Source organism: Proteiniphilum propionicum (assembly GCF_022267555.1).
Taxonomy (GTDB): domain Bacteria; phylum Bacteroidota; class Bacteroidia; order Bacteroidales; family Dysgonomonadaceae; genus Proteiniphilum; species Proteiniphilum propionicum.
In genome coordinates, this window is record NZ_CP073586.1 from 1,727,501 (window position 1) to 1,750,622 (window position 23,122).

General features: G+C 43.2%; 18 protein-coding genes (1 of these 18 only partly in view). 8 read left to right on the top strand and 10 right to left on the bottom strand.

What is annotated here, in order from left to right:
• The 5 genes in view from KDN43_RS07050 to KDN43_RS07070 are tightly spaced (at most 34 nt apart) and all read right to left on the bottom strand, a layout consistent with a single transcriptional unit that may run on beyond the window.
• A protein-coding gene (locus tag KDN43_RS07050; protein WP_238869095.1) for a shikimate dehydrogenase family protein crosses the window boundary here: on the bottom strand, window positions 1-395 show its 5' portion. 358 nt of this gene lie to the left of the window's left edge; 395 of the gene's 753 nt are visible here — the first part of the coding sequence; the start codon lies at window positions 393-395; the stop codon falls past the left edge of the window.
• A gap of 9 nt (window positions 396-404) precedes the next feature.
• Window positions 405-1,151, bottom strand: coding sequence for a bifunctional demethylmenaquinone methyltransferase/2-methoxy-6-polyprenyl-1,4-benzoquinol methylase UbiE (ubiE, locus tag KDN43_RS07055; RefSeq protein WP_238869096.1), 747 nt, complete (start codon window positions 1,149-1,151; stop codon window positions 405-407).
• A gap of 34 nt (window positions 1,152-1,185) precedes the next feature.
• The gene (locus KDN43_RS07060) at window positions 1,186-2,127 is read right to left on the bottom strand and encodes a phosphoribosylaminoimidazolesuccinocarboxamide synthase (RefSeq protein WP_238869098.1); all 942 of its coding nucleotides are present in this window, start codon (window positions 2,125-2,127) and stop codon (window positions 1,186-1,188) included.
• 30 nt (window positions 2,128-2,157) lie between these two features.
• Window positions 2,158-3,156, bottom strand: coding sequence for a PhoH family protein (locus KDN43_RS07065; protein ID WP_238869099.1), 999 nt, complete (start codon window positions 3,154-3,156; stop codon window positions 2,158-2,160).
• A gap of 8 nt (window positions 3,157-3,164) precedes the next feature.
• Window positions 3,165-5,081: an amidophosphoribosyltransferase gene (locus KDN43_RS07070; protein ID WP_238869101.1), complete on the bottom strand. Its 1,917-nt coding sequence runs from the start codon at window positions 5,079-5,081 to the stop codon at window positions 3,165-3,167.
• A 379-nt stretch (window positions 5,082-5,460) separates the two neighbouring features.
• Between KDN43_RS07070 and dgt the strand changes: the two genes are divergently transcribed.
• From dgt to KDN43_RS07095, 5 genes are all read left to right on the top strand, one after another.
• Window positions 5,461-6,789, top strand: coding sequence for a dGTP triphosphohydrolase (gene dgt, locus KDN43_RS07075; protein ID WP_238869430.1), 1,329 nt, complete (start codon window positions 5,461-5,463; stop codon window positions 6,787-6,789).
• A 347-nt stretch (window positions 6,790-7,136) separates the two neighbouring features.
• Window positions 7,137-7,538, top strand: coding sequence for a hypothetical protein (locus tag KDN43_RS07080; RefSeq protein WP_238869102.1), 402 nt, complete (start codon window positions 7,137-7,139; stop codon window positions 7,536-7,538).
• A gap of 11 nt (window positions 7,539-7,549) precedes the next feature.
• The gene (locus KDN43_RS07085) at window positions 7,550-8,113 is read left to right on the top strand and encodes a GYF domain-containing protein (protein WP_238869104.1); all 564 of its coding nucleotides are present in this window, start codon (window positions 7,550-7,552) and stop codon (window positions 8,111-8,113) included.
• Between the two features lie 65 nt (window positions 8,114-8,178).
• Window positions 8,179-8,556 carry a CD225/dispanin family protein gene (locus tag KDN43_RS07090; RefSeq protein WP_238869106.1) on the top strand — a complete coding sequence of 126 codons (378 nt, stop codon included), beginning with the start codon at window positions 8,179-8,181 and terminating at the stop codon, window positions 8,554-8,556.
• 18 nt (window positions 8,557-8,574) lie between these two features.
• Window positions 8,575-8,958, top strand: coding sequence for a DUF2752 domain-containing protein (locus KDN43_RS07095; protein ID WP_238869108.1), 384 nt, complete (start codon window positions 8,575-8,577; stop codon window positions 8,956-8,958).
• Window positions 8,959-9,106: 148 nt separating this feature from the next.
• Here the strand turns inward: KDN43_RS07095 and uvrA are convergent, their stop codons facing one another.
• Window positions 9,107-11,905, bottom strand: coding sequence for an excinuclease ABC subunit UvrA (gene uvrA / locus KDN43_RS07100; protein WP_238869110.1), 2,799 nt, complete (start codon window positions 11,903-11,905; stop codon window positions 9,107-9,109).
• 153 nt (window positions 11,906-12,058) lie between these two features.
• On the opposite strand from uvrA, the gene KDN43_RS07105 reads away from it, so the two are divergent.
• The 3 genes from KDN43_RS07105 (at window position 12,059) to KDN43_RS07115 (ending at window position 17,475) form a co-directional block, all read left to right on the top strand.
• The gene (locus KDN43_RS07105; protein WP_238869113.1) at window positions 12,059-14,128 is read left to right on the top strand and encodes a cation:proton antiporter; all 2,070 of its coding nucleotides are present in this window, start codon (window positions 12,059-12,061) and stop codon (window positions 14,126-14,128) included.
• A 22-nt stretch (window positions 14,129-14,150) separates the two neighbouring features.
• Window positions 14,151-15,671, top strand: a complete 1,521-nt coding sequence (locus tag KDN43_RS07110; RefSeq protein ID WP_238869116.1) for a glycoside hydrolase family 10 protein — start codon at window positions 14,151-14,153, stop codon at window positions 15,669-15,671.
• Between the two features lie 139 nt (window positions 15,672-15,810).
• Window positions 15,811-17,475 carry a THUMP domain-containing class I SAM-dependent RNA methyltransferase gene (locus KDN43_RS07115; RefSeq protein ID WP_238869431.1) on the top strand — a complete coding sequence of 555 codons (1,665 nt, stop codon included), beginning with the start codon at window positions 15,811-15,813 and terminating at the stop codon, window positions 17,473-17,475.
• Window positions 17,476-17,624: 149 nt separating this feature from the next.
• Here the strand turns inward: KDN43_RS07115 and KDN43_RS07120 are convergent, their stop codons facing one another.
• From KDN43_RS07120 to KDN43_RS07135, 4 genes are read right to left on the bottom strand one after another with little or no spacing between them, the layout of a single operon-like run.
• The gene (locus KDN43_RS07120; RefSeq protein ID WP_238869117.1) at window positions 17,625-18,239 is read right to left on the bottom strand and encodes a tetratricopeptide repeat protein; all 615 of its coding nucleotides are present in this window, start codon (window positions 18,237-18,239) and stop codon (window positions 17,625-17,627) included.
• Window positions 18,227-19,570: a tetratricopeptide repeat protein gene (locus tag KDN43_RS07125; protein WP_238869119.1), complete on the bottom strand. Its 1,344-nt coding sequence runs from the start codon at window positions 19,568-19,570 to the stop codon at window positions 18,227-18,229. The genes KDN43_RS07120 and KDN43_RS07125 overlap by 13 nt, the downstream gene beginning before the upstream one ends.
• Entirely contained in the window at window positions 19,552-21,723 is a 2,172-nt protein-coding gene (locus KDN43_RS07130; protein ID WP_238869120.1) for an urea transporter, read from the bottom strand. The genes KDN43_RS07125 and KDN43_RS07130 overlap by 19 nt, the downstream gene beginning before the upstream one ends.
• A 43-nt stretch (window positions 21,724-21,766) precedes the next feature.
• Entirely contained in the window at window positions 21,767-23,122 is a 1,356-nt protein-coding gene (locus KDN43_RS07135; RefSeq protein ID WP_238869122.1) for an alanine racemase, read from the bottom strand.

Sequence of the window (23,122 nt, forward strand, 5' to 3'; positions counted from 1 at the left end):
GTACCCAGAATCAATGCTTTTCTGTGAACATCTGCCTTCAATATAGGGTTAAGAGAGTTTTTAAATCCGGTATAGTCGGTATTGTAACCTGTAAGCTTGTAGTAATACATGTCTCCGGGCTTTCTCTCAATCCTGATCACGTTGACGGCACCAATTCTTTCTGCTTCGGGGGAGATATCGTGCAAAAATGGAATCACTTTTTCTTTGTAGGGAATTGTAACATTCAGACCCTTCAGATGCTGATTAAAAAGTATAACTCGACGAATATCCAAGATATCCTCCAGTTCGAAATTCAGGTATTCAGCATCAATATTCTCCCGCATGAACTTCTCAGTGAAGAATTTTGCCGAGAAAGAGTGTTTAAGCGGAAAACCAATCAGTCCGTAAGTATCCATTATTTCAAATTATAAAACCGGTTTCTCTGCAATGTATAATGTTGTAATACCAAGCGTATATCGTCTTAAGCGTATGTTTGTAAACCCGTTTTTCTTCAGGATAAGCATCATTTCTCTTCCCTGTGGAAAAGCTGCAATAGACTCGGGAAGATATTCATATGCCCTCTGTTCGGTTGCGAGGATACCTGACAAAACAGGCATTACATATTTGGTATAAGCAGAATAGAGCTGTTTCATCGGTGTTTTGCCGGGTGTTGTAAGTTCAATAAATAGAAATACCCCTCCCGGCTTCAAAACACGAAGCACCTCTTTGAAACTTTTGTCTATATCTTCGAAGTTACGTACCCCAAATGCTATGGTGGAAGCATCGAAGCTGTTATCAGGAAAGTTCATCTCTGCGCAATCCTGTTTTTCGAAAGTTATGATATCGTCAAGTCCTCCTGCTTTCACTTTGCGGCGGCCAATCGACATCATCCCTTCTGAGATATCAACAGCCATGATCTTTTCAGGTTTCAGGATCTTCTGTGCCAGAATAGCGAAATCACCGGTGCCAGTAGCAATGTCCAGTATCTGATGGTGAGGGTATTTTTTCAACACCTTAAGGGCATCACTGCGCCAGTAATTATCAATACCCAGTGATAGTGCACCATTAAGCTTATCATATCCCGGAGCAATTTCATTGAACATGTGAATAATCTGCTCTTTCTTTGGCTTATCGGGATGGTAAGGATTTACCCTTTCTACTTTATAACTCATTTTTCAGGTTTAGTGACTTTTTTACTTTTAGTTGTCAGTGGGTTAAATATTCAGTAATATTATTCTCAATGCGTTTTTCCAGAGCTTTCGCATCTGCTTTCACAAATTTCTTTCCCACAATTTTTTCGTACAATTCAATATATCTTTCCGAAACGCTGTTGCAATATTCATCTGTCATTTCGGGAATTTTTTGTCCGGGTTGCCCCTGAAATCCGTTATCCATAAGCCATTTGCGTACAAACTCTTTCGATAGCTGCCTTTGCTCTTCTCCCTTATCGAAACGCTCTTTATACCCTTCGCTGTAGAAATAGCGTGACGAGTCGGGTGTGTGAATCTCATCTATCAAGTATATTTTACCATCTTTTTTGCCAAACTCGTATTTGGTGTCCACCAGAATAAGCCCCTTTTCAGCAGCCATTTCAGTCCCTCTTTTGAACAGTGCATACGTGTATTCTTCCAGCTGTTCGTAATCTTCCCTGCTTACCAGCCCCTGGGCTAGAATCTCCTCTTTCGAGATGTTTTCATCATGCCCTTCATCTGCTTTAGTGGTAGGAGTGATAACAGGTGATTCAAACTTCTGATTTTCCCGCAATCCATCAGGTAACGAAAGCCCGCAAATGGAACGTACCCCTTTCTTGTATTCGCGCCATGCACTTCCCGTGATGTAGCCGCGGATAACCATTTCTACCTTAAACGGTTCACAACGTATTCCTGCTGTAACCATCGGATCGGGAGAGGCAGTTTTCCAGTTGGGTACAATATCGGAAGTGGCATCGAGAAAGTCGGCTGCTATCTGGTTTAGTACCTGCCCCTTATATGGGATTCCCTTTGGTAATACCACATCGAATGCTGAAATGCGGTCGGTGGTAATCATTACCAGCGTGTCGCTTCCAATGCTGTATACGTCGCGTACTTTTCCATAATAAACACCTGATTGTCCCGGGAAATTATAATTTGTTTTTGTTAACGTATTCATCTTCTCTTTATGATTTTATTTGTTTGTAGTTTATCTTGTATCCTCCGCATTTATGTTGCTGGTATTATGACTTTTGTCTGCTCTTGAGCGTACTAACGCATCTTCTTTCTCATACGCCTCAACTATTCTCTGTACAATCTTATGACGCACAATATCTTTTTTATTGAATTCAACCGTGGCGATGCCTTTGATACCATACAGCACCTTCATTGCGTGAATTAGTCCCGACTGTTGCGAACTTGGCAGGTCTATTTGTGTGATGTCACCTGTTACAATCATTTTCGCGTTTAACCCAAGGCGGGTAAGGAACATTTTTATCTGTGGCTTCGTGGTGTTCTGTGCTTCATCAAGTATAATAACCGCATCGTTGAGGGTACGCCCGCGCATAAAAGCCAGAGGTGCTATCTGAATTATTTTATTTTCGAGATACTCTTTCAGTTTTAAGGGGGGGATCATATCCTCAAGGGCATCATACAGTGGTTGAAGGTAAGGATCAATTTTCTCCTTCATGTCTCCCGGAAGAAACCCCAGTTTTTCGCCTGCTTCTACTGCCGGGCGGCTGAGTATGATCTTGCGTACCTGCTTTGTTTTCAATGCGCGTACAGCCAGGGCAATAGCCGTATAGGTCTTCCCCGATCCGGCAGGGCCAATTGCGAACACCATGTCGTTAAAGTCGAATACTTCAACCAGTTTTTTCTGGTTGAAGGTACGAGCTAATATAGGCTTTCCGTTAAGCCCGTGAATAATGAGGTTGTCCACATTCACCACCGAGGGCGCTTTACCCTTCACTATGTCAAGAATGTCTTCCTCTTTCAGCACATTCATTTCGTTGCTGAATTTCTCCAGCTCATGAATTTTTGCTCCGAACGCCATTAATTCCTCCTCTTCTCCAATTACCTTGATAACATTTCCTCTTGCTACTATTCTAAGTTTTGGGAACAGTGTTTTCAACAGCTGGATATTACTGTTGTTGATGCCGAAAAATACTACCGGGTCTACATTTTCAATGAGTATAATGCGTTCAATCATTCTTGAATTTATGTAAAATTAAGTATATATTGTCTATGTTTATTTTCGTGTCCTTCTATATAATTGATAAAAGCGTTGTTCACAAGACGATTGCCCCCTGGCGTGGGATAGTTGCCCGAGAAATACCAGTCGCCCCGATGGTTGGGGCACGCCTTGTGCAAATCTTCTATACGTTGAAAAACTATCTGGACCTTAGCCTTAATATCATTGGAAGTAAGCATACATGCAATCTTTTCAGAGATCTCCTCTTCAGTAAAAGGTGCGTAAATATCCTTCACGTAATTCACAATCTCTTCCTTACTCTTGTGGCTTTGAGCTACCGATTTTTCGTATGTTTCATCAATCACGTGGTGCATACCGCGTTCCTTAAGAAGCTCAATGGCCGACTTGAAAGCAATAAACTCGCTCATACGCGTCATGTCTATACCATAACAATCAGGATAGCGTATCTGAGGGGAAGATGATACAATAATAATCTTTTTGGGGTCAAGCCTGTCCAGTATTTTGATAATACTCTGTTTTAAAGTTGTTCCACGTACAATACTGTCATCGATAATAACCAGGTTGTCCAAACCTCTTTTCAAAGAGCCATAGGTAACATCGTATACATGAGCTGCAAGGTCGTTCCTGGTATTCCCCTGCGATATAAAAGTACGGAGCTTGATATCTTTGATGGCAACTTTTTCAGAACGGACTCGTTTGGAAAGAATCCGGTCAACTTCCTCTTTGGTAAGTGTACTGCCTTTTTCGAGAATGATGGCCGCTTTCTTGTGGTTGAAATGATCTTCCAGCCCTTGAAGCATCCCGAAGTATGCCACTTCAGCGGTATTGGGTATGAAAGAGAAAACTGTGTTGTCGAAATCGTCATCAATTGCTTTAATTATTTCCGGAACAAGCAGTTCACCCAGTTTTTTGCGTTCACGATAAATATCATAATCCGATCCGCGTGAAAAATATATACGTTCGAAAGAGCAAGGGGTTATTTTTTCTTTTTTCGGGAGGATCTGGTGAAGGCTGACGGTACCGTTTCGCTTCACAATAAATGCTTCTCCAGGCTGCAGTTCGTGCACATCGTCTTTCTTAAGATTAAAAGCAGTTTGAATAACCGGACGCTCCGAAGCTACCACAGCTACCTCACTATCGTGGTAATAAAATGCGGTGCGTATACCCCACGGGTCGCGAAGTGTAAACGCGTCTCCACTCCCAATTAATCCTGAAAGGGCGTAGCCGCCGTCCCAGTTTTTGGAGGCTCGCTTTAAAAGGAATGGGATGTCAAGTCTTTCTTCAATCAAATAACTTACCTCTTGTCCGTCGATATTGTTTTTTTCCAGATGATCGTATTGATATTGTACTTCTCGGTCTAGATAATGGCCTATCGATTCCAGTATGACGAAAGTATCGGCATAATCGCGAGGGTGTTGTCCCTCCGACAGGAGTTGTTGAAACATTTCGTCAACATTTGTCATGTTGAAATTTCCTGCAAGGGCAAGGCTTCTCGATGCCCAGTTGTTACGGCGTAACAGAGGGTGTACATAGGTGAGCCCTATTTTTCCTGATGTGCTATACCGAAGATGGCCTATAAACAGCTCCGAGGCAAACGGTACTACCTTTTTTACAAATTCAATATCGTTAAGCTGATCTGGTGTAAACTGCCTGAACGCGTCATGAACCTTTGAGAATATTTCAGAAATTGCGCCTGAGCCCAGTGCACGCTCTCTGAAAATATATTCACTTCCCGGGGTTGCCTCCAGCTTAACGGCGCCTAGCCCGGCACCTTCCTGGCCGCGGTTATGTTGCTTCTCCATAAGAAGGTAGAGTTTGTCCAGGCCATATTGCCATGTACCATACTTTTTGTAATAATATTCAAGCGGTTTGAGAAGCCGGATTACCGCGATACCGCATTCATGCTTAATGCTGTCAGTCATTTAGAGAGTTTATGTGCAATAATTACATTTTTGCCCTACAAAAGATTAAATGGAGACTATAAAGGCAGAAACCAGTTGATGCCGCCATTAGGGAGGCAATTGCTGCAGGCCATCAATCTCATTTCAATCAGATTTGAAAGGGAATACAAATTTAGCTTTATTTGTGGAGATTCAGGATATTTTGCACCCTTAATCTTATTAAAAATGTCAAAAGTTGGCTCCCCATTACCTGCAATTGAGCATGGATGCGGCTCAGGATCAAGAAAATGCAAGTGTGCATGCAACCGAAGGTGTTAGCAGGTTGCCGAAATTTAATCTGTTGGCGATGGGGAGAAATCGTTCGAGAGAGGTTATCTTTGCATATATTAGGAGGATAATCATGAATTGGAAACAGTTATTATCTGCAAAGAGATTTGGAATGGAGCATTATAAGGGTGCAAAAAAACATGAGCGCACAGAATTTCAACGAGATTATGACAGGCTGATCTTCTCTTCTCCCTTTCGGCGCTTGCAGAACAAAACGCAGGTTTTTCCGCTACCCGGTAGTGTGTTTGTGCATAACAGGTTGACACATAGTCTGGAAGTGTCCAGCGTGGGGCGTTCGCTGGGAGAAAATGTGGCGCGCGCACTGCGAGAAAAGTATCCACGATCGGCAGCACATTTCGAAGAAATTGGTTCGATTGTTTCTGCCGCTTGTTTGGCGCACGATTTAGGCAATCCGCCATTCGGGCACTCAGGGGAGAAGGCTATCTCCACATTTTTTTCTGAGGGGAGCGGGACTTATTTAAAAACACCGGTTGAGGAGGAGGGTGGGAGGTGGGCCGATTTTACCTTTTTCGAAGGTAATGCTAATGCTCTACGGTTGCTTATGCATCAGTTCAGGGGAAGAAGAAGAGGCGGTTTCGCGATGACATACGCCACACTGGGCTCAATAGTTAAATATCCATACTCATCTGAATTGAGCGGAGGAAAAAACAAGTTCGGTTTTTTCGCATCGGAAGAGGATGATTACAGGAATATTGCCGTTGACCTGGGTATAGACGTGCTGAACGGCAACCCGTTGAAGCTGGCACGTTATCCTCTGGTATATCTTGTGGAGGCTGCCGACGATATCTGTTACCAGGTAATGGATATAGAGGATGCCCACAAGCTGCATCTGGTATCTACTGAGAAAGCGATGGAGCTGATGCTCGGTTTTTTTGATGAAGAGGGCCGTCGCAAGCGCACCGCCACATTATCGTATGTAAGCGATGTAAATGAGCAGATTTCTTATCTGCGTGCAGGGGTGATCGGATTACTTGTGGAAGAATGTTCTGAAGTATTTACCGATAATGAAGAGATGATTCTCAACGGGGAGTTTACCGGTTCTCTTATCAAACATATTTCCCCTGTGGCTGTGAGTGCCTACAATAACTGTTCTGATTTTGCCTTTCATAAAATTTATCGTTCTAAAGATGTGCTTGATATTGAACTTGCAGGATATCGTATAATAGGTTTTTTACTTGATGTTTTCACCAATGCTATCCAAAATAAAGATCATGCCTATTCAAAGCTACTTTTGGACAGAATTCCCGATCAGTATGAAACCAATTCACCAAGCATGTACGGGAAAATTCAATCAGTTATTGATTACATATCGGGTATGACAGATGTTTATGCATTGGATCTGTATCGCAAAATCACAGGCATGGGTTTGCCCGATATCTGATTATATACTTCCAATTTGATAATAAAAAATATTTTTTGATTTTTTATTGAAATTATTTGGTAGGTTTTAATTTCTTTTTTATATTTGTAACGTGGTTTTTTCATAATAGTATTAGATTTAAGGTTAACATGTTTGGCAGAATGTCGAGAGACATTCTGTCAATTCGTTTTAAACGTTTTTTGTTGCGGTATTTTTATAAGTAATACTTTATGAAACAAATGAATATAGGGATTATTCAAGAAGTATTCATGCTGAATTACAATTCATGACAGAAGAAACAAAATAAAGTCTAATTTATTTTAAATCCAGTCTAATCTTTTTTACTTTTGTGGTATAATTGTTTGCTTATGCAAAAAAGATACATTATTCTAACTGTCGCTTTTTTTTCTATACTGCTTACCCGGTGTAATTCAGGGGACAAGGAGCTAAACAGGAAATTATCGGAAATGGCAGCCTCTATCAATGAATCAGCCCCTGTCATGCTTGATGGCTACACGCGATTCGAAGAAGCATCGGTATCGTCAGATAACGTCTTCAGATATCGATATACGGTGTTAAATACAACCAACCCGGACTCTCTTGTAGAGAGTGGAGCGGTGGCACTTGTTGAAAATATTAAAAAAGAGTTTTCCGGGAATCCCGATCTGCTCATTTTTAAGGAGAACAAAGTAGTGATAGAATATATGTATAACGATGAAAACAACAGAAACATCAACTTGATACGAATAACACCCGATGATTACCAATAAAATAAGAAGCTATGAACCACTATTTCTACATTGACGCTGCGGGAAAGCAAAAAGGGACTTTCTCTCCTGAGGAGCTTGGACAAGAGAGTATAAAAAGAGACACCCTTGTATGGACACAAGGAATGGAGCAATGGAAACGTGCTGAAGAGGTTGACGAGCTGCAGTATCTTTTTTACGGTACATACAGTACACCTCAACCAACTAATGCGCCTCACCCTTCATCTTATGGGCAGGCTAGTGCTGTACCTGGGTACCGTGAGCAGCCCGTCATGCCCAAATCGTGGCTTGTGGAGTCTATTCTTGTGACTATCTTGCCATTTATGCTGTGCAGCAGCTTCCTGAGCCTTCTCGGAATCATCGGTATAGTATATGCGTCTCAGGTTGAATCCTTCTACAACAGAGGAGACTATGCCGCAGCAGCTGAGGCTTCGCGGTCTGCTGGCAAATGGACCAAAATTGCCATGTGGATAGCAATAGGATGGATACTGTTGATAATAATCTCAATAACTCTTTTTATGGTGTTTATTGGATCTTTTGCTGCTATACCAGGACTAAGCGATTTGATAAATACTTAAAAATGGAAAAAGCCTCATATTCATCTAAGGCAGCATCTCAACGCAATTTGATAAATACTTAATCTATGGAAAAAAATTATAATATGGAAGATCAAAATTTCACACAGCCACCTATTCCGCCACAGCAAGAGAATCATGCAGATAACATTCCTCCTTTAAAACCGGGTAACTGGCTATGGCAGTCTATTTTAGCTACAATATTCTGCTGCATACCATTTGGAATTGTTGGAATTGTTTATGCAGCCAAGGTCGATTCGTTATATTTCAACGGAATGTATGCCGAATCGGAAAGGGCTGCTCAAAAAGCTAAGATGTGGACACTTATAGCTTTTGGTACAGGATTATTGTATCTGATTATTTGGATAATTCTTTTATCTACAGGTAATTTACCTTCATACATGGAAAATATTATTGAGAACAATGCAAGCGGCTACAATTTTTAAGCACGTCTTGCTGAAGCAGTGAAAAAAAACAAGGGATTAGCAATTGGTTCTGCCATAGGTTTTCTTCTTATGGTAGCTCTTTTTGTGTTTTATCGCTTCGATCCATCGGTGAAGCCGTTTTTCCCGAAATGCCCTTTCCTTCTCGCAACCGGTTACGAATGCCCGGGGTGTGGCTCACAAAGGGCTATTCACAGCTTGCTGCATCTTGATATCAGAACTGCATTCAGACAGAATGCTTTTATGGTGCTTGCACTGCCTTATATCATTCTGGGTATTTATCTGGAGTATTTAGGAGGGAAAGAGCAATACCCGAAGATCGAAAAATTCTTTTTTGGCAGATGGGCGGCTGTGGTACTGTTGGTTGTAATTTTTGCCTATTGGATATTGAGAAATCTGTTTTAAATCAGTGTTTTCTCAAAATATTAATCTCTTGCCGTTCAAGTAAAGATATTGGAGTTCAGCTACATTATCAGCAACAATATCTGCTTAAGATTTTCTAGCTTTAGATACGGTTCGGAATGCAATGTCTATGGTTTCAACTCCGCTATATTTAATGTCGTAACTTCTCCTTCAGGAAACGTCCGGTGTACGATTGATCACATTTTGCTATCTGCTCAGGTGTACCCTCGCACACAATGTATCCTCCGGCTTTGCCACCTTCGGGACCCATGTCAATTATGTAATCGGCGCACTTTACAACCTCCATGTTGTGCTCAATAATGATTACCGTATGTCCGCGTTCGATAAGCGCATTGAAAGCTTTAAGCAGTGTCTTTATATCGTGGAAGTGCAGGCCGGTAGTAGGTTCGTCGAAAATAAAAATAGTGGGCTGCGTTTTTTCTTCCCCCAGATAATATGCCAGTTTTACACGCTGATTTTCACCGCCCGAGAGAGTTGATGATGATTGTCCCAGTTTCAGGTATCCTAATCCCACATCTTGTAAAGGCTGAATTTTTTTAACAATTTTCTTCTCTGCAGCACCTTTCTGCATTCCAAAAAATTCAATGGCACTGTCTATTGTCATTTCTAGCACATCATAGATTGTAACCCCTTTGTATTCAACCTCCAATACCTCGGGAGAGTATCGTTTGCCATGACACGATTCGCACTCCAGCCTGATATCAGCCATGAATTGCATCTCAACAGTAATGGAGCCTTCTCCCTTGCACTCTTCGCAACGGCCTCCTTCCACATTAAAGGAGAAGTAAGCAGGAGAGAAATCCATCTGCCTGGCAAGGGGTTGTGCCGAGAACAGCTTTCTTATTTCGTCAAATGCCTTAAGGTAAGTTACGGGATTGGAACGTGATGATTTTCCAATTGGGTTCTGATCAACATATTCCACTCCTTTCATTAACTTTATATCCCCTGTAATATCGCTGAAATCTGCACGTTCCAGTGCAGTGCCTTTGTAATGAAATTGTAATGCTTTGAAAAAGATTTCGTTTACAAGCGACGATTTCCCGGAGCCGCTTACGCCAGTTACCACGGTCATTACATTAAGCGGAAACTTCACATCGATATTCTTCAGGTTGTTCTGGCGTGCCCCTTTAACTTCAATGTAGTTGTTCCATTTGCGACGTATTTCAGGGATCTCTATCTGCTCTTCACCTGTAAGGTATTTTACGGTATAGCTGTCACTGTTGTTGTCCAGCTCGGACATATAACCCTGGTACATGACTTCACCTCCCAGACGGCCTGCCATGGGACCGATATCAATAATATAGTCTGCTTCACGTATTATCTCTTCATCGTGTTCAACAACAACTACGGTATTGCCTATTTGCTGTAATTCACGAAGTACCTTTATTAACAGGTGAGTGTCTCTTGAATGCAGCCCGATGCTGGGTTCATCCAGTATATATAGCGAACCCACCAGGCTGCTTCCCAGGGAAGATGCCAGGTTGATGCGCTGACTTTCACCTCCTGACAGGGTGTTCGAGAGCCGGTTTAGAGTTAGATAACCAAGCCCCACATCAATAAGAAACCGTAAACGGTTGTTTATCTCTGTCAACAGCCTTTCAGAAATAGCAGCATCAGTTTCATCCAACTGCAGATGTTCGAAAAACAGTTTTAATTCAGTTACCGGCATCATCACCAGCTCGGCAATAGATTTACCGCCTATTTTCACATAAAGTGCTTCCTGTTTAAGCCGTGTGCCTTTGCAAAGGGTACAATCGGTCTTGCCGCGATATCTGGCCAGCATAACCCGGTATTGGATCTTATACAGGTTTTTTTCGAGCATACCAAAGAAGTCGTTGATTCCGTAAATATCTTGTTCATGCCGGCCATTCCATAGTATATCTTTTTCTTCTTCCGACAGATCATAATAGGCGCGGTGGATAGGAAAATCAACTTTATAAGCATTGTAGGTAAATTCTTTTCTCCATTCGCTCATTTTTTCACCTCTCCAACACTGTACACACTCTTCCTGAACTGAGAGGCTTTTATCCGGTATCACCAAGCTTTCATCAATTCCAACTATTTTGCCGAATCCTTCGCATCTGGGACAGGCGCCGGCGGGGCTGTTGAAATTGAACATCAGATCTGAAGGCTCTTCAAAAGTAATGCCGTCGGCCTCGAAACGGTTGGAGAAAGTGAACGATTCAATTCCTTTTTCACCCCAGAAGCGGACAATACATTCGCCGTTACCCTCAAGGAAAGCGGTTTCAACAGAATCGGACAGACGATTGACAGCAGCTTTATCGGGAGAACAGGATAGGCGGTCGATTACCAGCATAACCTCATTTTCGGGAGGAAGTTTTTTCTGTTCCAGTAACTCGTCAATCCGGTAAAACTGTTCTCCCACATCAACACGGGTAAAACCTTCTTTCATAAGTATTTCCAACTGCTCACGCAGGCTTCGGCCGTTTCTCAACTGTATATACGACAATACCGCCATTCGTGTCCCGGCACGGTATTCTTGCATTTTCTGCACCACATCATGTACATAATGTCTTTTTACCTCTCTGCCCGAAACTGGAGAGATAGTTTTTCCTGCCCGGGCATACAATAGACGCAAATATTCATAAATTTCGGTGGAAGTGCCAACCGTGGAGCGCGGATTGCGTGAAGTCGTTTTCTGTTCGATGGCAATAGCGGGAGGAATACCATGTATATAGTCACATTCGGGTTTGTTCATGCGACCCAGAAATTGACGTGCGTAGGCTGAGAGGCTTTCTACATAGCGCCTTTGACCTTCTGCATAAAGCGTATCGAATGCCAATGAAGATTTACCGGAGCCGGAAAGACCGGTAATTACAGTGAAAGTGTTTCTGGGGATAACCACGTCGATGTTTTTGAGGTTATTGACGCGCGCACCTTTTATTTCGATTTGTTTCGGATTACTCATAATTTGTGACACATAACCTGCAAAGGTAATCACTTTAGAAACGCCAAAAAAGGAAGCAGGCACCAAAAAAATCAAAAAAAATAATTATTTTTGTTCCTGAATATGGAGATCTCCTTACCGGAATCAGTTTCCCAAACCTCAAAAATTTACCCAATGGATTCTTTACTTTCCAAATTACAACTTGAGTTTGCCTTACCGTTTTCAAATCCGGTATTGATATTCGCACTGCTTTTGTCGATTGTTCTTTTGTCTCCCATACTACTTAAACGAATTAATGTGCCAAGCATTATCGGTTTGATTGTTGCAGGTGTAATTATCGGCCCTCATGGGCTTAACTGGATTGATAATACTCATGCCGGAGTTGAGATGTTCTCTACCATAGGGTTGCTTTATATTATGTTCATTGTAGGCCTGGAGCTTGATCTCGGTGAGTTTTTGCTCAATAAAAACAAAAGTTTCGCTTTTGGCTTTTACACCTTTGTTATTCCATTACTTGTAGGTTATCCTGTTTGTCATTACCTGCTTGGTTACGATGCCGAAGCAAGTTTCCTTATAGCAAGCATGTTTTCTACACATACGTTGGTGGCCTATCCTATTGTAAGCCGTATGGGGATTTCACGCAATCAGGCGGTAGCAATCACGGTTGGAGGTACTATTTTCACAGATACGGGTGTGCTTATTATACTCGCAATAATTTTATCAAACAGCAACGGAGGGTTTAATTCCACTTTCTTAGTGAATTTGCTGTTCTCGCTGCTTCTCTTCTCCCTGATTATTTTTCTTATTCTGCCACGTATTGCCAAGTGGTTTTTTAAGAGAGCCACATCGGAAAAATATACTACATTTATCTTTGTGCTGTTCGCGGTATTTTCTGCCGGTTTCCTTGTTGAACTGGGAGGAATTGAGCCCATTATCGGGGCATTTGCCGCAGGGTTGGCCCTGAACAGATTAATTCCACATTCATCGGCGTTGATGAACAGGGTTGAGTTTTTCGGGAATGCACTTTTCATCCCTATTTTCCTGATCTCGGTAGGGATGATGGTAGATATAACTGTTGTGCTGGATGGACCACGTACACTTATCGTGGCTTTGACTCTCACAATGGTTGCTCTGCTTGGAAAGTGGCTGGCAGCATGGGCAACACAGAAGACGTTTCGCTATTCCAAAACCCAGAGAACCCTTATTTTCGGGCTTAGCAGCTCACATGCAGCTGCTACGCTGGCCATCATATTGGTGGGTTACAAAGCTGGACTGCTAGATGAATATATTTTAAACGGCACCATTATCCTTATCCTGCTCACTTGTATTGTGGCTTCGGTCTTTACACAAAATGCCGCCAGGGAGATAGCGATCAGCGAAGAGGATGAACCTCTGACTCCCTCTACTATGGGGGAGTTTGCACAGGAAAAGATTCTGGTACCCATTGCCAATCCCACCAATATCGGTCAACATGTTGAGCTGGCGTTACTGCTGAAAGATAAAAAATCGGTAAACCCGGTTTCATTGCTTGGGGTTGTTCCTAACAACCGGGAGGCGGAAAAGAATATTGTGAGTTTTAGGAACCAGTTGCAGGGTTTTGTCTCCACTGCCACGGCTGCAGAGGTAAAAGTAGATATAATTACTACTATTGATCATAATCCTGCCGATGGCATTTCTCGAATAGCTCGTGAAACAATGTCTGATATAGTAATTCTGGGATGGCCTGGAAAAGTGGGGTTATGGGACAGGTTGCTGGGAGAAAAGGTAGACCTTATAATTAAGGGAATGGATAAGAACTTGTTTGTCTGCCATGTGGAGCAGCATCTTATTTCGAATAAACGTATTGTTGTGATCTCACCGCCATTGGCTCAAAAAGAAGATGGCTTCGGGCTCTGGGTGAGCAAAGTAGCCAAGCTCTCCTCAGAGTTGTCAATCCCCGTGCTGCATCTGGGGCACCCTGAAACGCAGGAGATCATTAACGGGCAGAAAAAATCGGGAAATTTCACTTTCCAACCTTTTGTGGATTGGAACAATCCGTTGTCTTGTGGCGACCTGATAAAAAAAGATGATCTTATAATTCTTATTTCTGCCCATAAAGGCTATATTTCTCATATTCCTGTTTTGGAGAGCCTGCCTTCACGCCTTGAGAATCGCTTTCCACATCATAATCGTATCGTTGTCTATCCCAAGCAGCATTCGGCGGATCAGTTGCTGGAAAACGAAGATCATATTTTTATTCCGTAAAACATATTTTTTGAAAAAGCATATGAATCAGTTTAATCGATTAAGTTATTTGTTATTTATTATTGTTTTAATATCCGCTTGCGGTGTCTCAAAAAAAACTTTAACGCATCAATATTCAAACACCCCAAAAAGGGAGTTCCGCGGAGCCTGGATTCAGACCGTGGGGCAGTCGCGTTACACGCATATGAACAGCGCTGCCATGAAACACTATTTTTCGGAGATGGTACGCAAGCTGGATGAAGCAGGTATTAATGCTGTTATTTTTCAGATACGTCCCGAAGCCGATGCATTTTATAAGTCCGACCTGGAACCCTGGAGCCGGTTTTTGACAGGTGAGCAGGGTAAAGCACTCGACGACCCCGATTTTGATCCGCTGGCTTTTATCACTGCGGAGTGCCATAAACGGGGGATGGAGCTCCATGCCTGGCTGAATCCATACAGGGTAAAAACAAATATAAATAATCCGCTTTCTGCCAGCCATATTTACATGAAATATCCCGAACGCTTTATTCAATACGGTAATCAACTGTACTTCGATCCGGGACTACCCGAGAACAGGAGCTTTATTTGCGAGGTCGTTCGCGATATTGTTTCCCGGTATGATGTGGATGCCATCCACATGGACGACTATTTTTACCCCTATCCCATTGCTGGAACCCCTTTTCCTGACGAAAAAAGCTTCAATAACTATGCAGCATCACAGGGATTTTCTGCCGGACAGCTTGCCGATTGGAGAAGAAACAATGTGAATCTGCTTATCAGGCAGATAAAATATACAATTGCCGGTACAAAACCATGGGTGCGATTTGGTATAAGCCCTTTCGGTATTTACCGCAATAAGCGAAGTGATTCGAACGGAAGCGATACGAACGGACTGCAGAATTATGACGACCTTTACGCCGATATTAAACTGTGGGTGGAGAAAGGATGGATCGACTACAACCTGCCGCAACTCTATTGGGAGATAGGGCACAGTGCCGCCGATTATACTACGTTGCTGAACTGGTGGAATGCCAATAATTTTCAACAAACACTCTATATCGGACAGGACTTAAAGCGAAGCATCGATAAAAACGAGCTGGAAGTGAAGATCCGCCAATCGCGTGAAATGCCTTTCGTGAATGGCAATTGCTACTGGTACGGATACCAGATACTGGATAATACGGGTGGTGTGGCTGATATGCTGAAAACCGATATTCACCGTGCCAGGGCATTGGTCCCCGCCAGCACACATATGCACAACGGACGTCCGGGAGCTGTGAAAAAGCTTACGAATATATATACCGAAGATATGCATTTTCTTACATGGGAGCATAAAAAAACGCCTATGAATCCTGAGACAGCGCAGAAATTTGTAGTATATCGTTTCCACCACGGCGAACGGGTGGATATTGATAGTGCCGAAAATATTGTAACGGTAACGCCCGATAATTTTTTTCTGCTGCCTTATGAAGGTGGTGAAACCCGCTGGACATACGTAGTTACCGCATTGGATGCTTTTGGCAACGAATCAAAGGGACAGCGAATAAAAATCAAGCTGTAAAATCACTATCTTTGCATTATCAATTAAATATAAGAGAATGATTGAATCTGAAAGTTTTAGTGAACAGGAAGAGCAAAGTGCAGTTTCGGGCGGACCGGAACATAGCAAAGAAACGGCCAATTCCGGTAAAGAGTTTCCAATGATAGCCAAAACTATGGCGGAGCTGGAGGATGTGTTGGCCGGGGAGCTGATAGCATTGGGCGCAAACAACGTAGAAATTGGTACCCGGATGGTGTCGTTTACCGGCGACAATGCATTGATGTACAAGTCAAATGTGTGTTGCCGTACAGCATTGCGTATATTAAAACCAATTTATACTTTCAAGGCTGATAATGCCGATGAGGTGTATGAGGCACTTAAGCTACTCAACTGGGATGAATATCTGGCATTGGATAATTCATTTTTGATCGATTCAGTGGTCTTTTCGCATATTTTTACTCATTCGAAGTTTGTGGCGTACCGCGTGAAGGATGCTATCTCAGACTGGTTTACAGAAAAGTATGGGAAACGTCCTTCAGTGAGTGTTACAAATCCCGACCTGGTGTTTAATATTCATATTGCACATAACAAATGTACTTTGTCGCTTGACAGTTCAGGCGAATCTCTTCATAAGCGCGGCTACAGGATCGCCCAAACTGAAGCGCCACTGAGCGAGGTGCTGGCGGCTGGGATGATCCTGAAAACTGGATGGCACGGTGAAAGTACGTTTATTGATCCCATGTGCGGGTCGGGGACATTGCTGATTGAAGCGGCAATGATTGCCCTGGGAATCCCACCCGGTATTCACCGGCAGCATTTTGCCTTTGAAAAATGGAAAGATTTTGATGAAAAACTTTTCAGTGAGATATATAATGATGACTCCGGAGCGCGTGAGTTAAGGTATCGCATAATAGGGTGTGATATCTCCCCCAAAGCTATTGCCATAGCAGAAAAAAACATTAAAAATGCGGGATTGAAAAAATATATCGACTTGGAGGTAAAACCTTTTCAACAATTTACTGAAGCACCGGAACCTGCAGGAATTCTGATGACTAACCCTCCTTATGGTGAGCGCATTAAAGTGGAGGATATGGATGAACTTTATTCGATGATAGGTGAACGCCTTAAACACGTCTTTACAGGATACAACGCTTACATATTGAGCTATAGAAAAGAGGCTTTTGATGCAATAGGATTAAGACATTCCAAACGGTTTTTTCTTTATAACGGAGCCCTGGAATGTGAGATGCGTGAGTACGAAATCTTTTCCGGAAAGCGTGATGAGCGTCCCGCAAGAGAATTTTCGGGGAAGAAGACGTCAAGGAAAGATGAGTACCATTACGAAAGAAATTCAAGGGAGGGTTACCGCCGCTCGAAAAGAACCGAACGGGGCGAGGATGACAGGGCGCAAAGTGGCTTCGGCCTTAAGGGTAAGGATAACAGGACACAAAGCAGCTCAGGTTTTCACAGAGAGGGTGAAAGGACGCAAAGCGGTTTTGGCCGTAAGGGTGAGGATGAAAGGAAACAAAGCGGTTTCGGCCGTAAGGGCGAGGATGGCAGGACTAAAAGACGAGAAGGAAAGCCTTTTAAACCCGTGAACCGTTCATTCGGTAAAGAACGTGACTCACGTTTACGAGAACACTCCTCCGATGTAGACCGCAAATCCTACGGACGTTCTTTTGATAAAGAGCATGATGAATTTCCCCGCAAAAAAAAGGATTATAAATCCGGAAAAGTTTTCAAGACTGATAAACGCTCTTCAGATATGCCGCATCCAGGGAAGAAAGGCGAGTATTCAAAAAGAAAAGATAAGCCCGGGGCATGATACTTCATTAAATCTTTATTTATAATACAGATGACCAATTAGTTATGCTGGAATATCAAAAGCGCCATACTCTATTTTGATATTCAGTGAACTATAAGAATTATTTTAAAAAATTACCGAAGTGTTGTTATTCATAAATGGTACTTTATCTACTTTAAAAGCTTCAGCCCGTCTTTAGCCGATTGGTCGGCAGGAGAGATAATCAGCACGGTATTGAACAACCGTTTTGCATCTGACTTCTTTCCAAGGAAATATTTTGTCCAGGCAGTCATCAGCGTGGAGTAATAGTCGAACGGGTACATCGCCTGTACCAGCTCAAAATATATTTCTGCTTGCTGAAAATCTTTCCGGTAATAATAGATATTGCCTAATGCATAATTCACTTTCGAGTTCATTTTATCTAAAGTCAGAATCTGCTTGTAAACCTTTTCCAGCTCATCACCCTTTTTTTGAGCTTCCAGCGGGTAGCATAGGCCCAGTAGCGCTTCTACCGCTTTTGGTGCCAGTTGAATGGCAGAACGGTAATGTTTCTTGCTTGTTTCATAATCTTTTGACAGGTAATAGAGCCATCCCAGCCGAAGCGATTTGTGATAATCGTAACCGCTGACACTCTGCAGCACCCCGATAGCTTTCTGATAGTCTCCAGATGCTTCGTAACTGTAACTGTCAGAAAATACCTGTGATGGGTTAATCTGTGCCGTCGCCATCGGTACAATCGCTAAGAACAGCAGTATGATCAGGCTTTTAATGTTTAAAAATTCCATGAGAAAGAGATATTTATAAGGTGGTTGTTGTATTTATACGGGAGATAACGGGTGATTGAGGAGGCATAGCCTTCCCTTTGCTGCCATTGATATCCGGCGGTAGCCACCGCTTTTGTTATGTACCAGGAGAGGGTCAGCCCGGCAAGAGCTTTTACTGCATCGTAGGTGTCGTACACCATAAATGAATGATTGCTGATATAATTAAGGTGGTTGCCTATGCCGGCCGATCCTTCCAACCAAAGCTGTCTCGCCAGTTTGCATCCCAGATGCTGGGATACGATAAACTGGTTATTCACCCAGGAGTCACTGTTGAAGATAGCTGCCATTGAAGTGGTTCCGTAAAAGTTTAGGTTCCCCAACGGGTAATAGGTTAATGACCCTTTTGCCTGATACTGTTCCCAACCGCCAAAGTTGGACCAGGCAACGGCGATCTCCGGCATCAGGTAGGTCCATCTTTTATTGATAAATGCCAGGGCTGAAAATGCAGATGCCCTGTCCGTTTCAGAACTTGAGAGAGAAAAGAGGTTGTGACGTTTTATGAAGCCACGGCCGACTCCTGTTCCGTTGTTTTCAGCATAAGCGGAGGATTTGGTTGGCTTATCTTTCCCGTCGATACTGTAGTATCCTCCGGCTAATCCACACGAAAGGCTCTCCCCCGTAAAAAATTCGAATACTAAGTTTAGCTGGTGCTGAGACAGGATGTTACTATATAGCAAACCCGAGGCATTGTGGCGTTCAAAGGCGTTGTTGTAACGCTGGTATCCGAGTAGTAGCTTCGACCTGCCAGATAGGTTGATACCTATGCCCAGAGATGCAAATGCCATATTGCGGTACAGGTTAAGCGAATCTAGCCCCGTGAGTTTACTCCCCAGTTCGGGAGTGTTCCCGCTGTAGGAATAGCCACCCGAAATCGATATATAGTCAACCACTTGCGGAGAGTATCCGATGGTGGCCTGGACATGAGGCGGCAGCGACCGTGCAACAATATTGGCATTTGTTTTTTGTCCGCTCAGAAGATATGCATAATAAAGACTCTCCAGCAGAACAGGGTCTCCCGGATTTTGCTCCAGTGTCTTACGGTAATATCGTGCTGCATTTGCATAATTCTTCAGTTCAAAGTATGCAATAGCAGTACGGTAGTCCAGATAATAGAACCCGATCTGCCGGGCACGAGCCTTTTTGGAGGTCTCAATCAGCTTCTGATAATCCTTTTGCAGGTATTGCTGATATGTTATACTGTCGATACTGGCTGTTTCGGGTGGTTGTTGTGCAATGAGTGGTAGCATCGACAATATAAATGTCGAGATGAATGTTATACCCAGTCGATACATAATGTGTGATTTTTTGTGTTGATTTTGATTTGGTGATGATTCACTGTGATGACAGATATCCTTCTGTGAAGCTTAATGTTGAATGATTTTGTTTCCAGCAAACTTCTGTAAACCATCTTTTCCGGATAATGGATATTATCCGTTTCAATCAGTACCGACCGGTAACAAATTTGGGTGAAAATAACGAAAGGTGCCAGAAGATCCTGAAACCAGCGGGTTCCTTTAGGGTGCTCCTTAGTTAAAGGGATATTGTCCGAAACTGGTATCTCCCTTTCGTTAGACAGCAATAGTTTAAAGCAGCTTCGGTAGAAAAGATAAAGCGGTGACGATTTTTTCCCTTCAAAATCGGTGAAGTATAACATTGTGCCGTCATTTTCCATGTAGGCGGTTGCACGCGACTTTCGGCAGTGTATATAGGTTTTGTTGTATTCATCGGTAGCAATATACCATGAATATGGCTCATCATCATAAGTAACACTCATCGCTCTTCCCGGTTTGTTATCAAATGCCTTATGTGCCATCAGAGATGGTTGAATGTTGTAAATGGTACTCTTTTCTTCGGGTACCTTGCCAATATGCAGTAGGGGTTTCTCTTTTCCTTTCTCGAAAAAATATCCAATTGGATAGGCGTGGGTCTGTGCACCAATCTCGGGGGAGAGCTGCACCTGGAAGTGGAGATGCGGCTCGGATGAACGCCCCGAATTTCCGCAGGCGGCCAGGACAGTACCTCTGGTTACGTAATCACCGATGCGTACCTTGAAACTGTCTTTCTTTAGATGGCTTATCTGTGTATATAATCCGTTCAGGTGGTTGATGACAATACTGTTCCCCCAGTTTTTACGGGTGTTTACATCGCCTATCTCATTATCTTCGGTGATGTTGCCGATCATGTATACATAGCCATCGGCAGGGGCCATCACCGGTTTGTTGAAACAGTAAAAATCTTCTTTTTCCGCACAACGGCCTAAACAGGTAGATCCCTGCTCGTCTGTAATCACAAAATCGAGCGCTTTTCCCCATGCTCCCAGATGGGTGATGCCGCCATCATATCCCTGGCTAACCTGCCATTCCCCCAAAAAAGGAAGCTGCAGCTTGAACAATGACTCCTGTGAAAAGCGTTCCATGTAATTCACATATTTGTAAACAGTTTTCTCAGGATTGAAATATTGGATATAGGGAAATATGAAGAAGCGGCTCAGGCTTCGTTGTTTTAGAATGAACAATACAAGTATTGATAACAGGCTGAATGGCAGAGTATAAGATGATAGACCTAACCCGGCAATCAGATTTTCTATGCTTGCATAAAAAAGAAAGAGGGCCGGGGTGAGCACAATCACCAGCAGATAGCTGAAGCTGTTCGGTATAATAAAAAAACTACCAATAGCCATTCCCCAGAAGATATAGTTCACACCTGCAAGATTCCGGGTTAGTTCCTGTATATCCACGCCTAGCAGTTTGCTGGTAAAAAATGCGAAGAAAAATCCCAGGAAAGCAACCGTCGATTTGATGCGTGAATGAAAGATCAATGCAATCGTTATGATGATGCCGACCAACAGGCTGTCGGTGAAGAAAACCGATGCCAGCGTCTTGAAATAGTAGTAGAATATTGATGGAAGGGGAACCCTATCCATCGCATGCGCTACCGGATACCATGGTACCTCCATTTGATTGGCCAGCACAACCGTGAAGCGGTCGAACAGGCCGATTGTCTCTATTTTGGTAAAGGTTTTTACCGAAAGGTCAACGACGAAAAGTGTGAAAACAAAAGGAAGCGTAAGTATTGGAAGGCTGTGTTTTGAGAAAAGCGATTCTAGCCAGATGGTGAACATGAAGGCCATGATTACCGAGAAAACAAAGAGTATCAGAAATGAATTGTTCGTATAAAACTTGTACATTAGCCCTATTCCTACGAAAATAGCATTGAAACCATAAATTCCAGAACGGATTTTCTGCTTCGAGAAACCTAGTATATGAGCAATAATGTTGGTCAACAGCACGGCGGCTAACCCGCCTGCTCCCAGCCTGCAATCGAGCATGCTAATCAGTAGGAGTATCAGCGAGAACCAGCGCTCCTTCGAAAAGAAAATCATACCGTAACTATTCAATGTCCCGTCAAGGTACATGAGTGTGTATGTTCTAAGCCTGTTACCCATTCAATTTCCTGTTTAACTTATTAGCATTGACTATACGCCTTTATTACAAGGTGAAACTTTTGAGGTGTTCAGGCACCTTCTCCTGTTGCACAATGGTATCAACTGATTCGCTTTTGCGAATAAGATGCACTTTCCCGCTGGTATCTATTATGACAACGTTGGGACGAAGCGTGATGAACTGCATCCATTGTGTCATATTGTAAGCTCCAACCTCATGTATCACTACACGGTCGCCCTTTTTTAAGAGTGGCAGGCTCACGCTTTCACGCAGACAGTCTATGTTCATACAAAGAGGCCCATAAAGTACCATTTCTTCGGCATGTTGTGTGAAGTCCTGTGCCGGTGATACTTTATGGTTATACCAAAAGGAGGTGAACAGGATGTTTACGCCTATATCAAGCACGGTAGCCCTGCGTCCGTCAGCAAGCCGTTTTGTAGCCAGCACCGATCCCAGCAGGTAGCCCGCTTCATCAATTAAGGCACGACCATTTTCCAGAATCAGCAGGGGCATTTCATCCGGCTTAAAGCCTGCTTGCAGGATTGTGCCGGTGATTGCTTCAGCATAGTCGTCGAACGTGGGAATCACATCCACTCCCTGCAGATAGGAGCCTTTCAGGGTGTTAGACGAACAGAAGCCGCCCCCCATATCTATATATTTAATCTTTATCCCGGCAGTTCCGGCAGTTTGTCGCGCCAGATCGCACATTTTTCTGGCAGCCACAGCATAGGCGTTTACCGTAAGCATGTAGGTGCCGATGTGGGTGTGTAAACCCTCCAACTGCAGGTTGGGCTGTGTGGCAATCTTCATGATCGCATTCCATGCCTGTCCCGATTCGTAATTAAAGCCAAAGCGATCCCACTGGGGATAGACACCGGTGTCCATGTTCACACGGATAGCCACCCTTGCCTTGTTGGCTGAACCTTCCAGCAGTTCAATCAACGTGTATAGCTCGTCGAAATGATCAATATGGATAAGAGAGTGGTTCTCAACCGCTCTTTTCAGGTCCTCTTCCGACTTATCGGGCCCGTTGAAGAGAATCAGGTTTCCGGGAACACCGTTGCGTATAGCTTTACGGTACTCAAAACCTGATACCACCTCCGCCCAGCTGCCCTCCTGATGGAAAATGTTGCAGACGGCATCAAGGTAGTTCGTTTTATAGCTCCAGGCAAACTGCACTTTTGGATAGCGCATTCTGAATGCTTTCAGCGCTTTCTGATAGGTCTGACGGATTGTTTTTTCACTGATTACGAAAAGAGGTGAGCCGTATTGTTCCATCAGGCTGGCGACAGCTACGCCATCGATCTGTTTTAACGGGGTATATCCGGTACGGCTGCCAAATTTATTTAACAGGCCTGTATTCAGCTTCTGAATGATTGGCCTTTCATAAGTCGGTTTCAT

Coding starts and splice junctions, on each gene's coding strand:
- KDN43_RS07085 (WP_238869104.1), top strand. CDS start 7,550: ATGAACCACTATTTCTACATTGACGCTGCGGGAAAGCAAAAAGGGACT.
- KDN43_RS07070 (WP_238869101.1), bottom strand. CDS start 5,081: ATGACTGACAGCATTAAGCATGAATGCGGTATCGCGGTAATCCGGCTT.
- KDN43_RS07130 (WP_238869120.1), bottom strand. CDS start 21,723: ATGGGTAACAGGCTTAGAACATACACACTCATGTACCTTGACGGGACA.
- KDN43_RS07105 (WP_238869113.1), top strand. CDS start 12,059: ATGGATTCTTTACTTTCCAAATTACAACTTGAGTTTGCCTTACCGTTT.
- ubiE (WP_238869096.1), bottom strand. CDS start 1,151: ATGAGTTATAAAGTAGAAAGGGTAAATCCTTACCATCCCGATAAGCCA.
- KDN43_RS07110 (WP_238869116.1), top strand. CDS start 14,151: ATGAATCAGTTTAATCGATTAAGTTATTTGTTATTTATTATTGTTTTA.
- KDN43_RS07090 (WP_238869106.1), top strand. CDS start 8,179: ATGGAAAAAAATTATAATATGGAAGATCAAAATTTCACACAGCCACCT.
- uvrA (WP_238869110.1), bottom strand. CDS start 11,905: ATGAGTAATCCGAAACAAATCGAAATAAAAGGTGCGCGCGTCAATAAC.
- KDN43_RS07120 (WP_238869117.1), bottom strand. CDS start 18,239: ATGGAATTTTTAAACATTAAAAGCCTGATCATACTGCTGTTCTTAGCG.
- dgt (WP_238869430.1), top strand. CDS start 5,461: ATGAATTGGAAACAGTTATTATCTGCAAAGAGATTTGGAATGGAGCAT.
- KDN43_RS07125 (WP_238869119.1), bottom strand. CDS start 19,570: ATGTATCGACTGGGTATAACATTCATCTCGACATTTATATTGTCGATG.
- KDN43_RS07065 (WP_238869099.1), bottom strand. CDS start 3,156: ATGATTGAACGCATTATACTCATTGAAAATGTAGACCCGGTAGTATTT.
- KDN43_RS07060 (WP_238869098.1), bottom strand. CDS start 2,127: ATGAATACGTTAACAAAAACAAATTATAATTTCCCGGGACAATCAGGT.
- KDN43_RS07135 (WP_238869122.1), bottom strand. CDS start 23,122: ATGAAACCGACTTATGAAAGGCCAATCATTCAGAAGCTGAATACAGGC.
- KDN43_RS07080 (WP_238869102.1), top strand. CDS start 7,137: ATGCAAAAAAGATACATTATTCTAACTGTCGCTTTTTTTTCTATACTG.
- KDN43_RS07115 (WP_238869431.1), top strand. CDS start 15,811: ATGATAGCCAAAACTATGGCGGAGCTGGAGGATGTGTTGGCCGGGGAG.